A 14,171-nucleotide genomic window follows, 5' to 3' on the forward strand; every position below is an offset into this window, starting at 1 on the left:
TGTGCGGCCGACACCCTTCACTTAACCTCGCTGCAACATCGAAGCGCTTCGACGAGCAGCCCGTCGACCGCTTCAGCTCAGCCGGTTCAGTTCCGGCCGGCTCGGCCGGTAACGCCCCTACCTCAGTGACAGGGCCGAGCGGCAGTCGCCGCCGCCGGCCGTCCTGTTGCACCACGAAGGGTTGACGCAATGACGCCGAACTCCCCCTCCGCTCCCAGCCGGAGACGATTCCTCGCCTCCTCCGTGGTTGTCGCGGCAGCCGTGGGCGGCGGCATGCCGCTCCTCGCCGCCTGCGGCGGCGGTGCCGGTGGCGCGAAGAACGAGGGCACCACCACGGGGCAGAAGCTGAAGGACATCCTTCCTGCCTATGTGCCCTCGAAGGCCGTCACCCCTGACATCCCCAGCAGATACGGCTCCGCCGACGGTTTCACCACGGCGCTCCCCGCCGCCGAGCTGGCGGTGTCGGTGCCCCAGAAGCTGGGCAAGGGCAGCGAGATCAGCGTCATGGCGCCGCTCTGGGGCACCTCGCCCGGCGAGGGCAACGCCTACTGGACAGCCATGGACACGGCGGCCGGCGTCAAGGTCAAGTGGCAGAACCAGGACGGCAACGTCTACGGGCAGAAGCTCGGCGCGGTGCTCGCCTCCAGCTCCATCCCGGACGCCGTCGTCGTCCCGGGCTGGGAGCTCGGAGGCAAGATCCCGAGCGCCATCGCCAACAAGTTCGCCGACCTGGGCCCCTACCTGTCGGGCGACAAGGTCAAGGCGTACCCCAACCTGGCGGCCATTCCCACCGGCGCCTGGCAGCGCGGCATCTTCGCCGGCCAACTGCGCGGGATCCCCATGCCCGCCGAGGCCACGCCCAACATCACCCCCTTCTACCGCGCCGACATCTTCGAGGAGAAGGGTTACGAGGTCCCGACCACCACGAAGGAGTTCTACGACCTCTGCAAGGAGATCAACGCGCCCAGGAGCAAGGTGTGGGCGTGCAGCGACATGACGTGGTCGGCGTTCGTCTTCTTCGGGGTGCTGCCGGAGAAGCCCTACTACTGGCAACTGGTCGACGGCAAGCTGGTGAACCGCTACGAGACCCAGGAGTACCTGGAGGCGCTGGAGTGGTCACGCTCGCTGTACTCGGCCGGCTTCGTGCACCCGGACGCCAAGGCGGAGACGGGCGACATGCGCACCACCTTCTCCTCGGGCAACGTCATGATGTACAACGCGGACATCTCCGACTGGTACGCCGCGACCGCCGTACAGCGGCTGGACAAGCCGGACTTCCGGATGGGGGCGATGGACTTCTTCGCCCACGACGGCGGTGAGCTCGTCATCTACGAGGCCCCTCCCTCCAACATCTGGTGCTTCGTCAGCAAGAAGGCCGACAGGAAGGTCGTCGAGGACCTCCTCGCCCTGGCGAACTTCACCGCCGCGCCGTACGGGAGCAAGGAACAGCGCCTGCGGGCATACGGTCTGGAGGGCACCCACCACAGCCTCGAGGACGGCGTCCTCGTCAAGAACGAGCAGGGCAACAACGAGGTCTTCGCCACCTACGAGTACATCGCCACCTCCAAGCCGTACCGCGCCTACCCGGACTACCCGGACGTCGCCAAGGGTGTCATCGAGTGGCAGCAGCGCCAGGGCGCGCACCTGAAGAAGCCGCTGTTCCACGGGATGCAGATCCAGGAGCCCACCCGGTACACCGAGCTCAACGCGCAGTTCGAGGCCATCGAGAAGGACATCGTGCGCGGCCGCAAGAAGGTCGGCGACATGCAGCAGCAGGTCTCGGACTGGAAGACCAGGGGTGGCGACAAGCTGCGGGACTGGTACAAGAAGCTGCTCGACGAGACCGGTGAGTCGGCCTCCTGACATGTCACTGAGCACAGATGACCGGCGCGCGCAGGGGTCCCCTGCGTCGCCGCCCGCCGAGAAGGACGGGGCGGCCCCCGAAGACGTACGGGTGACCGCGAAGGTACCCCTGCGGCACCGGTTGCGGCGTGACCGGACGCTGCTGCTGATGACCCTGCCGGCGATGCTGCTGCTGCTGGTCTTCGCCTACATCCCGCTGGCAGGCAACGTCGTCGCCTTCCAGGACTACGACCCGTACATCGCGGACAACGCCTTCCAGGCGATCCTGCAGAGCCCCTGGGTCGGCTTCGAGTGGTTCCAGCAGATGGTGAACGACCGGCTGTTCTGGTCGGCGCTGGGCAACACGCTGACGATCTTCCTGTTGCAGCTGACGCTGTTCTTCCCGGTGCCGATCCTGCTCGCGCTGTTCATCAACAGCTTCGTGCGGCCCAGGGTCCGGGCTGTGGCGCAGGCGATCCTCTATCTGCCGCACTTCTTCTCCTGGGTCCTGGTCATCACGGTCTTCCAGCAGATGTTCGGAGGCGCGGGACTCATCGCGCAGACGCTGCGGGAGAGGGGCCATGAGGGCTTCGACCTCATGACGAACCCCGGTCTGTTCAAGTTCCTGATCACCTTCGAGATGATCTGGAAGGACGCCGGCTGGGGCGTCATCGTCTTCCTCGCCGCGCTGGCCTCGGTCAGCCCGGAACTCTACGAGGCCAGCGCGATGGACGGTGCGAACCGCTGGCGCCGGATGTGGCACGTCACACTGCCCGCCCTGCGCCCGGTCGTGGCCCTCCTGCTGGTCCTCCAGGTGGGCAACGCGCTCACCGTGGGCTTCGAGCAGATCCTGCTCCAGCGCACGGCCGTCGGCCCGGGCGCCTCCGAGGTCCTCGACACCTACGTGTGGAACGTGGGCATCCAGTACGGCGGCTTCAGCTATGCGGCGGCCGTCGGGATCGTGAAGGGAGTCTTCGGTCTGCTGCTGGTCCTCGGTGCCAACAAGGTCGCCCATCTCATGGGTGAGCAGGGGGTGTACAAGAAGTGAGCGGCCTGCTCTACCGAATGACCGGCGTGGCCGGGATCAAGCCCGGTACGCGTGGCCGGCTGCGGCCGGTGTGGGAGGAGGAGCCGACGAGGGCGGGGCTCGCCTCCAAGGGCGTGGTCCTCGTCCTGGCCTGTCTGGCCGTGCTCTTCCCGCTCTGGGTCGTGATCGTCACCAGTCTGTCCTCGGTGCGGACCATCACCGACGCGGGCGGGCTGGTGGTGATCCCTCGCGGCATCACGTTCGTCGCCTACCAGGAGCTCCTCGGCGGCGGCCAGGTCACCCGGGCCGCGGTGGTCAGCATCTGCGTGACCGTGGTCGGGACGCTCTTCAGCATGGCCGTGTCGATCATGTGCGCCTACGGTCTGTCCCGGCCGGGGTCGGTGCTCCACCGTCCGCTGCTGCTGTTCATGCTCGCCACGATGTTCTTCGGAGCGGGCCTGATCCCCACCTACCTGGTGGTCCAGGGACTCGGCCTCACCGACTCCTACCTGGCCCTGATCCTCCCGAGCGCGCTGAACGTCTTCAACATCCTGGTCCTGCGTGCCTTCTTCATGAGCACGGCCCAGGAGCTCGTCGAGAGCGCCCGCATCGACGGGGCGGGCGACTTCCGCATCCTGTGGCAGATCATCATGCCCCTGTCCCGCGCGGTCATCGCGGTGATCACGCTCTTCTACGCGGTCGGCTACTGGAGCGCCTGGTTCAACGCGTCCATCTACATCAGCGACCCGGAGATGATGCCGCTCCAGAACGTGATGAACCAGCTGGTCCTGAAACAGGAGCGGCCCACCGGTCTGACGCAGGTCATCAACACCGGCCACCTGTCACTGCTCGCCATCCAGATGGCGGTCATGGTGCTGGCGCTGATCCCGGTCGCGGTCCTCTCACCGTTCGTGCAGAAGCACTTCAAGGAAGGCATGCTCACCGGCGCCGTCAAGGGCTGATCAACGCCTCCCGCACCGCACTCACCCGTCAATTTCCACCGGAGGGTCTTCGTCATGCGCGTCTCATCAGTCCCGCAGCCAGAACCCGCCCCGCGTCCCCGGCGCCGGACCGTCCTGGCCGGTGCGGTGGTGGTCGCGGCCTCGGCCACCGTGCTGCCGGCCGCGGGCACGGCCTCGGCCGCCCGGCATCCCGCGAAGACCCAGCCGCACCGCTGGCGCACCGCGGCGATCGGCGGGACGGGCTTCGTGACGGGCATCCTGTTCCATCCGGCCGTGCGGGGTCTCGCCTACGCCCGCACGGACATCGGCGGCGCCTACCGCTGGGACGACCGCGGGTCCCGGTGGACGGCGCTCACCGACCACATCGGCTGGGACGACTGGAACCTGATGGGCGTCGAGGCGATGGCCGTCGACCCTGCCCACCCCGACCGGCTGTACCTGGCCCTCGGGACCTACACACAGGCGTACGCCTCCCCTGGTGCGGTGCTCAGGTCCGAGGACCGCGGAGCGACGTGGTCACGCGCCGATCTCACGGTGCGCCTCGGGGCCAACGAGGACGGCCGGGGCTGCGGCGAGCGGCTCCTCGTCGATCCGCGTGACAGCGACACGCTGTGGCTCGGGACGCGCCACGACGGGCTGCTGCGCTCCACGGACCGGGGAGCCACCTGGGCCGCCGACAGCTCCTTCCCGGCCACGCCGTCGGCGGGCGGCCAGGGCGTCACGCTGCTGGTGGCGGTCGGACGGACGGTGTACGCGGGCTGGGGGGACGGCGGCACGGTGCTCCACCGCACGGACGCCTCCGGCGGCTGGGAGGCCGTACCCGGGCAGCCGTCCGCCGGAACGGCGACGAAGGTGCCGGTCCGCGCGGCGTACGACGCGGGCAGCCGTGCGCTGTACGTGAGTTACGCGGACGGGCCGGGCCCGAACAACCAGGCCGACGGCTCGGTGCACCGCCTCGACACGGTGACCGGAGCCTGGAGAGACGTGACTCCGGTGGCCCCGGGCGGCGGCGACGCGTTCGGGTACGGCGGAGTGGCCGTGGACGCATCACGCCCCGGCACCGTCGTGGTCTCCACGAACAACCGCTGGGGCCCCGTGGACACCCTGTTCCGTTCCACGGACGGCGGGGTGAGCTGGACCTCCCTCAAGGACACGGCGGTGCTGGACGTCTCGGAGACGCCGTATCTGAAGTGGGGCGGGGAACCCAAGTTCGGCTGGTGGATCCAGGCCCTGGCCGTCGACCCGTACGACTCGCGGCACATCGTCCACGGCACCGGCGCCACGATCTACGGGACACGCGACCTGATCCACTGGGCCCCCGAGATCCGGGGACTGGAGGAGTCCTCGGTGCGGCAGCTGATCGCACCGCCCTCGGGAGCCCAGCTCCTCAGCGGCCTGGGTGACATCGGGGTCATGCGTCATGACCGACTGACCGTGTCCCCTTCGCGCGGCATGGCGTCGAACCCGGTCTTCGGCACGGCGACCGGCCTGGCCCTGGCCACGCTGAAGCCGTCGTACGTCGTGCGGACGGGCTGGCCATCGGGATCCGACTCGGCCGGAGCGTACTCCCACGACGGCGGGGCGAGTTGGCAGCCGTTCGCGGCCCAGCCGTCGATCGCGCCTTCGGCTCCCGGCCCGGTGGCGGTCTCCGCCGACGGGGCGACGCTGTTGTGGTCGTTCATCCACTGGGACGGCACCAAGTACGCCGCACACCGCTCCACGGACAGCGGAGCCACCTGGGCTGAGGTGCCCACGTTCCCCAAGGGCGGCACACCGGTCGCCGACCCGCTCGATCCGAGGCGCTTCTCCGTGTACGACACGGAAACGGGGGCGGTCTTCCTCTCCACGGACAAGGGTGCGACCTTCACCGAGGGCGCGAGCGGACTCCCTTCGGGGGACGCCCAGTTCCGGATGGCCGCGGCCCCCGGGCGCTCCGGAGATCTGTGGCTCTCCGCCAAGGACAACGGCCTCCTGCGCTCGATGGACGGCGGCCGCACGTTCACGCCGGTGGCCGGCTGCCAGGCCTCGTACGCCCTCGGCTTCGGCAAGGCCGCCCCGAGGAAGGGACGGGCGGCCTACCCGGCGGTCTTCCAGACCGGGCGGGTCACGGCGACGTACGACGGCGTGGCCGTGCTCCGCTCGGACGACGCGGGCGCGACCTGGGTCCGCATCAACGACGACGCCCACCAGTGGGGGTGGACCGGAGAGGTCATCACCGGCGACCCCCGCGTCCACGGCCGTGTTTATCTGGGCACCAACGGCCGCGGCATCCAGTACGCAGACCCCCAGTAACGACTTCCCGCAGAGGAACGAGACGTCCATGCCGTCCCTGCACGACGCCACCCGTGGCCGCATCCTCTTCGGAGGCGACTACAACCCCGAGCAGTGGCCCGAGGAGGTGTGGGCCGACGACGTCCGGCTGATGAAGGAGGCCGGAGTCAACTCCGTCACCGTCGGCGTCTTCTCCTGGGCGACCATCGAACCCCGCCCTGGTGTACGGGAGTTCGGCTGGCTGGACCGGCTGCTGGACCTCCTGCACGCAGGCGGCATCGGCGTCGTCCTCGCCACCCCGACCTCCTCACCGCCACCGTGGATGGGGGCCCTGCACCCGGAGACGCTGCCGCGCACCGAGGACGGGGCCGTCGTCAACTACGGCTCCCGGCAGCACTTCTGCCCGAGCTCACCGGTGTACCGGCGCTACGCGACGGCCCTCACGGAGGACCTCGCCGCACGGTACGCCGGTCACCCCGCGCTGGCCGTGTGGCACATCAACAACGAGTACTGCACGCACTGCTGGTGCGACGAGACCGGCACACACTTCCAACGCTGGCTGGCCTCCCGGTACACCACCCTGGAGACGTTGAACGAGGCCTGGGGCACGGCGTTCTGGAGCCAGCGCTACGACACCTGGGCGGAGATCCTGCCGCCGCGCAAGGCACAGTACCTGCGCAATCCGGCCCAGGAGCTGGACTTCAAACGCTTCACCTCCGACGCTCTGCTGGAGTGCTACACCGCCGAGCGGGACATCGTCGCCCGGCACACCCCGCACATCCCGGTGACGACCAACTTCATGCCGCTGTGGTCGGGCCAGGACGCCTGGGCCTGGGCCGAGCAGGAGGACATCGTCTCCGTCGACGTCTACCCGGACCCGGCCGACCCGCGCGCCGGACAGTACAACGCGATGCTCGCCGACATGACCCGCTCACAGGCCGGCGGGCCGTGGATGGTGATGGAACAGGCGGCCGGGTCGGTGAACTGGCGCGGTGTCAACCATCCCAAGCCGGCCGGCCTCAACCGGCTCTGGTCGCTCCAGTCGGTGGCGAGGGGTGCGGACGCGCTCTGCTACTTCCAATGGCGGCAGTCCCGGCAGGGGGCGGAGAAGTTCCACTCCGGGATGCTGAGCCACGCCGGTGAGAGCGGCCGCACGTTCGGGGAGATCAAGCGCATCGGGGCCGAACTCGCTTTGATCGGCGCCGAGGTGAGCGGCACCCGGGTCTCGGCCGAGGTCGCCGTTCTGCACGACTGGGACGCCTGGTGGTCGAGCACCCAGGAGGGCCGGCCGTCCTCCCTCGTGTCGTACCCGGAGCTGCAACAGGCCTGGCACCGGGGGCTGTGGGACAGCGGCATCGGCATGGATTTCGCCCGCCCCGAGTCGGACCTGCGCGCGTACCGGATGGTGCTCGTGCCTCAGCTCCAGCTCCTCGGTGACACGGCGATCGACAGCCTCGTCGCGTATGTGCGAGATGGCGGCACCCTCGTGTGCGGGTTCTTCACCGGAGTCGCGGACGTCGACGACCGGATCAGGCCGGGTGGCATGGACGGCAGACTGCGCGAACTGTTCGGTATCCGTACGGTGCACGAGTGGTGGCCGCTGGACGCGGGCGCGACGGTCGCGTGTGACGGTTTCCGGGGCACCCTGTGGTCGGAGGAGCTGGAACCCGACGGCAGCGCGGAGACGGTGGCCGCCTACCGGGAGGGCGAGCTGGACGGCCTTCCCGCGGTGCTCCGCAAGGGCGGCGCGTGGTACGTCTCGACGCTGCCCGAGCCCGACTCCCTGCGGGACCTGCTCGGCCGGGCGGCGGCCGAGGCCGGCGTACGCCCCGTGCTGGAGGGGCTGCCCACCGAGGTCGAGGCGGTGCGGCGCGGCGAGCTGCTCTTCCTGCTGAACCACGGCCGGGCACCGGCCGTGGTTCAACTGCCGGGCCGGCACCTCGACCTGCTCACGGGGGCCGAGGCCGATGGCGGTGTGGAGCTGGACCGCTACGACGTAGCCGTGCTCAGAGACGTCCCGGCATGATCGACGGCACGTGGGAACCCCGTCCGGCCACCCGCTGGGAGGACGCGTTCCTCAGCGGAAACGGCCGTCACGGGGCGATGGTGTACGGAGACCCGGCCGACGACCGGGTGATCGTCAACCACCACTCCCTGGTGCGGCCCAACGGCAGCGAGGACCTGCGCCCGCCGGAGCTCGCCGACCGGCTCCACCGTCTCCAGGACGCGCTCCTGTCCGGGGACACGACGGCCGCGGAGGACTTCGGGGCCGGCCGCCCGCTGGTGTGGGTGCAGCCCTTCCACCCGGCGTTCCGGACGAGCGTGCGCCGCGGACGGGGGCCGCACGAGGCCGTCGCCGGATACCGGCGCGAGGTCGACTTCACGTCGGGCGAGGTGACCGCGTCGTACGAGGCCTGGAACAGCAGCGTCTTCGTGTCACGGGCCGACGACGTGATCGTGCAGCACATCACGGACCTCGGACTGACCGCGGACATCGTCCTGGACCACTCCCTGCCCGGCGCCCCCGCGCGGCTGGCGGTCGGCCGCTCCGCGGTCCTGACCCCGGACGGTGCGCACCTGGCTCTGAGGGTGGGCTATCCGGGCAGCGGGCTCGGGTACACGGGAGTCACCGTGGCGCGGGTGGACGGCGGCCGTGTCTCGGTGGCCGGCGAGGGCATCCGGATCGAGGGGGCGCGGAGCCTCACCCTGACGACCCGGGTCGTCAGGGGGGCCGACCGCCCCGACCTCGGGGAGCTGTGGGCCGCTCTGCCCCGCGAGGGCTACGCCACGCTGCTGGAGCGGCACCGGCCGCCGCACCGGACCGCGTACGGGCGCGCCTCCCTCACGCTGCGGGACGCCGCGCCGGAGCGGGAGCTGTCCGGCAGCGAACTGCTGCGCACGCCGACGTCCCCCGCGCTCCTGGAGCGGCTCTTCGCGGCGGGCCGCTACCACCTGCTGTCCTCCTCGGGGGCGCTCCCGCCCCGGCTGACCGGTCTGTGGACCGGCGACTGGGACACGGCCTGGTCCGGGGCCTTCACCACGAACGCCAACCTCAACCTCCAGGTAGCCTCCGCCGCGGCAGCCGCACTCCCGGAGGTCACCGAGGCCCACGCGTCCCTCGTGCACGGGCAGTTGTCCGACTGGCAGGACAACGCCCGGGCGCTCTTCGGGGCGCGGGGCATCGTCGCGCCGTCCCACACGGACGGCGCGTCGGGCCACACACGGCACTTCCAGCGCGCCTATCCGCTGCATCTGTGGACGGCGGGAGCCGACTGGCTCCTGCAGCCCCTGCTGGAACACGCCGAGGTCACGACGGGCGCCCCGGACTCCGCTCTGACCGGCGCGCTCGTCGAAGCGGCGCTGTTCTACGAGGACTTCCTCAGCCGTGAGGACCCGGACGGAAACCTCGCGGTCGTGCCCTCGTACTCCCCCGAGAACCGGCCGGCCAACGCGAGCTGGGGGACGGTGAACGCGACGATGGACATCGCCGCGGCCCACCACGCCCTGACGACAGCCGCCGGGCACGCCCCCGGGCATCCGTCCGCCGGACTGTGGCGGTCACTCGCGGCCCGGCTCCCGGCGTACCTCGTGAACGAGGACGGGGCGCTCGCCGAGTGGGCGTGGCCGGGCCTGCGGGAGACGTACGACCACCGCCACCTGAGCCACCTCTACCCGGTGTGGCCGCTCGACGCGATCAACCCGTACGACACCCCGGAGCTGGCCACGGCCGCACATCGCGCCCTGGAGCTGCGCGGCTCGGAGAACGACTCCGCCCACGGGCATCTGCACCACGCCCTGATCGCCGCCCGGCTGAGGGACCCCTCCAGGGTGTCGGCGGCGCTGGACGCGGTGCTGGGCGGCGACTTCTTCCACGACTCGCTGATGAGCGCGCACTACCCGTCCCGGAACGTCTACAACGCGGACGCGGCACACAGCCTGCCGGCCGCCGTGATCGAGTCGCTCGTCCAGTCGTCGCCCGGCCGCCTGGTGCTGCTGCCGGCGGTCCCGGTGGAGTACCCGGCCGGTGAACTCCTCGGCGTACGGACGCGGTTCGGCGCACACCTCGACCTGCGGTGGTCAAAGGACGGTGCCACCGCCGTGCTGCGCCCCACCCGTGACGCCCGGGTCGACCTGCGTACGGGTGACGGACTCGCCCTCACCGGGACCTCCGCCGGAATCCCCCCGGCTCCGCTGGAGCTGGCGGCCGGCGTGGACCGCGTCCTCACCCTGGGGCCGCGGTAGCGCTCCGCCCGAACGAGTGAGTGTGCCCATCGGCACTCAGGCCGGAGCCGGTCCCGAGCTCGCACGCACCGTGAGAACGGGCTCCAGCAGTTCCACCTCGTCGGTACCTCGGCCGACGAGCTTCGCGACCACCTGTTCCACTGCGCGGCGCCCCATCTCCTGTGCCGGGATGGCCACGGAGGTGAGCCGCACCGAGGCCTGCGTGGCCACCTGCTCGGGGCAGACGGCCACGACGGACACGTCCTCCGGCACCGCTCGACCCTGCTGCTGGAGCAGATTGAGCAGAGGCTCGATCGCGGCCTCGTTCTGTACGATGAATCCGGTCGTTCCGGGCCGCTCGTCGAAGATGCGGCCCAAGGTGCCGGCCATCGCGGCGTACCCACCCTCGCAGGGGCGGTGCAGAATCCGCATCCCGGCCTCCTGCGCCTTCGCCCGTACGCCGTCCACGGTCCGTTCGGCGAAGCCGGTGTGCCGCTCATAGACGGCGGCCGCCTCGCCGATCACCGCCACCTCGCGGTGTCCGAGTCCGGCGAGATGGTCCACGCAGAGCGCACCGGTCGCCTCGAAGTCGAGGTCGACACAGGTCAGCCCGCTGGTGTCGGCCGGCAGGCCGATCAGGACGGCGGTCCGGCCCGAATCCCGGAGCAGCGGCAGCCGCTCGTCGTGCAGTTCGACGTCCATCAGGATCATCGCGTCGGCCAGAGAACTCCCCGCGATCCGCCGGACGGTCGCCGGCCCCTCCTCGCCGGTGAGCAGGAGGACGTCGTAGCCGTGCGTACGGGCACTGGTGGCGACGGCGATGGCGATCTCCATCATCACGGGCACGTACATGTCCGTACGCAGGGGCACCATCAGCGCGATGATGTTGGACCTGCTGCTGGCGAGGGCACGGGCACCGGCGTTGGGGTGGTAGCCCAGCTGCTGGATACTGTGCTCGACCCGTTCCCGGGTGGAGGCGGAGATCGACCGCTTGCCGCTGAGGACGTAGCTCACCGTGCTCGCGGACACTCCGGCGTGCTGGGCGACCTCGGCAAGCGTGACCATTCGGCTTCTCCCCTACAGATGGCGACCGCATAGGAGAGCGGATGAAGCGCTTCGACAGCGCCTTGCTGTGCTCTCCTTCGCGCTCTGACATGCACAGACACCGTGGAGCCTAGACTCGCCCACAACCGGTGTCCAGAGGGAGAGTCGAAGCGCTTCGACCGCGTCGCCCATCGGATCCCTGCCGCACACCGCGATTCAGGACGGCGAAGGTGTTCAGCCTGCCGACCAGTCGGCGGACTCCTGTGCCGGAGGCGTTGCTGTAGGCGGTGACGGTGTCCTGCGCCCCACTGGGCGGAGATCCTTTCAGCACGACCTCCGTACCGCATCCCCGGCGGCTCCCCCGCTGAACGCCGGTTGTGGTGGGGACGGGGTGGACAGAGGGCAGCACCCATGTTCTTATGCTCCACGTCACAGGATTTCCAACGTCGTACAACGGCCCGCCCCTGGAACCGCGTTGGGCTCCCACGCCCCGCACCGCTCCGACGGCAGAACGAACGTCCCTCCCGTACGCACGTGCCCCACCTCGCCACGCACCTTCGCCCGACAACGTTGTCTCCTACACGAGAGGCCTCGCCATCATGGTGCGCACCATCCGCAAGCTCTCCCTCATCGCCCTGGCCGCCACCTTGCTGGCGGGCGTCGCCCCATCCCCCGCGGGAGCCGACGGCCCGGCGGCCGCCCGGGCGCTCGACGTACCGGTCCAGAGCACGGCCGAGGCAGGGAACCCCCTGGTCGAGGGTTGGTACGCCGACCCGGATGTCGCGGTCTACGACAACCGTTTCTGGATCTTCCCCACCACGTCCCGCAGATACGCCGAACAGACCTTCATGGACGCGTTCTCCTCGACGGACATGGTGACGTGGACCAAGCACTCCAAGGTGCTGGACATCGCCGACGTCTCCTGGGCCAAGTACGCGCTCTGGGCCCCCGCTCCGGTCTTCCGCGACGGCAAGTACTACCTCTACTTCGCGGCCAACGACATCCAGAACGACTCCGAGCACGGCGGGATCGGCGTCGCCGTCGCCGATCGCCCGGAGGGCCCGTACAAGGACGCCATCGGCGGCCCGCTGATCTCCCGGTTCCACAACGGCGCCCAGCCGATCGACCAGGACGTCTTCATCGACGACGACGGTCAGGCGTACATGTATTACGGCGGATGGGGCCACGCGAACGTCGTCAAGCTCAACCCGGACATGACCAGCCTCGACACCTTCCCCGACGGATCGATCTACAAGGAGATCACCCCGGAGAACTACGTCGAGGGCTCCTTCATGTTCAAGCGCGGGGGCTCGTACTACATGATGTGGTCCGAGGGCGGCTGGACCGGCCCCGACTACTCGGTGTCCTACGCCATGTCGGACTCTCCCACCGGCCCGTTCAAGAAGATCGACAAGGTGCTCGCCCAGGACTCGGCCGTCGCCCGCGGCTCCGGGCACAACTCGGTCGTCAACGTGCCGGGCACCGACATCTGGTACATCGTCTACCACCGCCGCCCGCTGAGCGAGACCGACGGCAATCACCGGGCCCTGGCCTACGACCGGATCCACTTCAACGAGGACGGCACGATCCGGCCGGTCACCATGAAGGTCAAGGACAACTTCGACGACGGCAACGCGGTCGGCTGGCGCACGTACGGTGGCGCCGGTTGGACTCCCGAGCGCGGAGCGTACTCCGCCCTGTCCTCCTCCGGCGGCCTCGCGCTCCAGGACACCAACTTCTCGGACCTGATCTACGAGGCCGACGTGACGCTGCGGCCCAGCCGGAGCGCATCGGGGCTCGCCTTCCGTGTCTCGCGACCGGGCACAGGCACCGAGCACTTCCACGGCTACTACGCCGACCTCACCGCCGAGGGCCTGGTCCTCGGCAAGGCGACGGGCGACGAACGGACACCGTTGGCGACGGCCCGACTGGCGGGCACGGTCGGCAAGACCCACCGGGTGAGGATCGAGGCCGTAGGGCCGTCCCTCAAGGTCTACGTCGACGACATGGCCGAGCCGAAGATCAGCACGACGGACTCGGCCTTCGCTTCCGGGGCCAACGGCCTGCACACCACCCCGTTGCCGCCGAAGGCCGGCGCAGCGGCAGCACCGGCCAAGCCGTCCGCCCGCTTCGACAACGTCTCGATCCGCTCCAACGTGTTCAGCTTCGAGGCGTCCGACGCCCCCAACCAGTTCATCCGACACGCGTGGAGCCGCGGCCGGGTCGACCCCGATGTCACGCCGCACGCCGACATGCAGTGGAAGGTCGTACCCGGTCTGGCGGACCCGTCGGCCGCGTCACTCGAGTCGGTCAACTTCCCCGGAACCTTCCTGCGGCAGCGGGACAAAGAGGTGTGGATCGACACGCGCACGGATGACGCCGACTTCCGCGAGGACGCCACATGGCGACGCATACCCGGACTTTCCGACCGGACCCTGGCCTCGTTCGAGTCCTACAGCGCACCCGGCAGTTACCTGCGGCACCGGGGCGCGCTGCTGTACAGCGAGCGCGTCAGCGCTGCGGATCGGCCGGACGCAACCTTCAGGCCCTGGTGACCGGGTGACTGGGCAGCCTGATGACCGTTGACCCGTGACCTGGTGACCGGTGACCGGGCGAGCGGTGACCGGGTGGGACGGTCCGGCCGGACACGCCGTCCGAGGTTCGGCCCATCCGCCGGTCGTGCCGTGAGGAACCCGCGGGCCGCCACCAGATCGGCATCGACCTCGCCGTCGGCGTCTATCAGCGCGCCGATCTCCCCGAACGCGGGCCGGTTCCCCTCGGAGTCAGGCCTACGCCGGACGGAG

Annotated in this window: 8 protein-coding genes; 7 read left to right on the forward strand and 1 reads right to left on the reverse strand. The window is 70.0% G+C overall.

Features of this window, described 5'->3' with window-relative positions; translation table 11 throughout:
* Positions 1-189 precede the first annotated feature (189 nt).
* The 6 genes from KV381_RS03560 to KV381_RS03585 all read left to right on the forward strand — a co-directional run bounded on the left by KV381_RS03560 (position 190) and on the right by KV381_RS03585 (position 10,344).
* Positions 190-1,863 (forward strand): extracellular solute-binding protein, encoded by a 1,674-nt coding sequence (locus tag KV381_RS03560; RefSeq protein ID WP_030624369.1) that lies wholly within the window; start codon positions 190-192, stop codon positions 1,861-1,863.
* A gap of 148 nt (positions 1,864-2,011) precedes the next feature.
* On the forward strand, positions 2,012-2,890 hold the full coding sequence (locus KV381_RS03565; RefSeq protein WP_373461197.1) for an ABC transporter permease: 879 nt from the start codon (positions 2,012-2,014) through the stop codon (positions 2,888-2,890).
* A gap of 17 nt (positions 2,891-2,907) precedes the next feature.
* A complete protein-coding gene (locus KV381_RS03570; protein WP_030624363.1) occupies positions 2,908-3,831 on the forward strand; it encodes a carbohydrate ABC transporter permease in 924 nt (307 codons plus the stop codon).
* A 54-nt stretch (positions 3,832-3,885) separates the two neighbouring features.
* The gene (locus KV381_RS03575) at positions 3,886-6,123 is read left to right on the forward strand and encodes a sialidase family protein (protein WP_030624361.1); all 2,238 of its coding nucleotides are present in this window, start codon (positions 3,886-3,888) and stop codon (positions 6,121-6,123) included.
* A gap of 28 nt (positions 6,124-6,151) precedes the next feature.
* The gene (locus KV381_RS03580) at positions 6,152-8,128 is read left to right on the forward strand and encodes a beta-galactosidase (RefSeq protein WP_030624357.1); all 1,977 of its coding nucleotides are present in this window, start codon (positions 6,152-6,154) and stop codon (positions 8,126-8,128) included.
* Positions 8,125-10,344: a glycoside hydrolase N-terminal domain-containing protein gene (locus tag KV381_RS03585; RefSeq protein ID WP_030624355.1), complete on the forward strand. Its 2,220-nt coding sequence runs from the start codon at positions 8,125-8,127 to the stop codon at positions 10,342-10,344. The genes KV381_RS03580 and KV381_RS03585 overlap by 4 nt, the downstream gene beginning before the upstream one ends.
* A 36-nt stretch (positions 10,345-10,380) precedes the next feature.
* Here KV381_RS03585 and KV381_RS03590 read toward each other — a convergent pair whose 3' ends face one another.
* Positions 10,381-11,388: a LacI family DNA-binding transcriptional regulator gene (locus tag KV381_RS03590; protein ID WP_030624352.1), complete on the reverse strand. Its 1,008-nt coding sequence runs from the start codon at positions 11,386-11,388 to the stop codon at positions 10,381-10,383.
* A 578-nt stretch (positions 11,389-11,966) separates the two neighbouring features.
* Here KV381_RS03590 and KV381_RS03595 point away from each other — a divergent pair.
* The gene (locus KV381_RS03595; protein WP_107057962.1) at positions 11,967-13,922 is read left to right on the forward strand and encodes a family 43 glycosylhydrolase; all 1,956 of its coding nucleotides are present in this window, start codon (positions 11,967-11,969) and stop codon (positions 13,920-13,922) included.
* Positions 13,923-14,171: the final 249 nt, after the last annotated feature.

Source organism: Streptomyces sp. WY228 (assembly GCF_019287315.1).
Classification (GTDB): domain Bacteria; phylum Actinomycetota; class Actinomycetes; order Streptomycetales; family Streptomycetaceae; genus Streptomyces; species Streptomyces caviscabies.

Coding starts and splice junctions, on each gene's coding strand:
- KV381_RS03560 (WP_030624369.1), top strand. CDS start 190: ATGACGCCGAACTCCCCCTCCGCTCCCAGCCGGAGACGATTCCTCGCC.
- KV381_RS03565 (WP_373461197.1), top strand. CDS start 2,012: ATGACCCTGCCGGCGATGCTGCTGCTGCTGGTCTTCGCCTACATCCCG.
- KV381_RS03570 (WP_030624363.1), top strand. CDS start 2,908: ATGACCGGCGTGGCCGGGATCAAGCCCGGTACGCGTGGCCGGCTGCGG.
- KV381_RS03575 (WP_030624361.1), top strand. CDS start 3,886: ATGCGCGTCTCATCAGTCCCGCAGCCAGAACCCGCCCCGCGTCCCCGG.
- KV381_RS03580 (WP_030624357.1), top strand. CDS start 6,152: ATGCCGTCCCTGCACGACGCCACCCGTGGCCGCATCCTCTTCGGAGGC.
- KV381_RS03585 (WP_030624355.1), top strand. CDS start 8,125: ATGATCGACGGCACGTGGGAACCCCGTCCGGCCACCCGCTGGGAGGAC.
- KV381_RS03590 (WP_030624352.1), bottom strand. CDS start 11,388: ATGGTCACGCTTGCCGAGGTCGCCCAGCACGCCGGAGTGTCCGCGAGC.
- KV381_RS03595 (WP_107057962.1), top strand. CDS start 11,967: ATGGTGCGCACCATCCGCAAGCTCTCCCTCATCGCCCTGGCCGCCACC.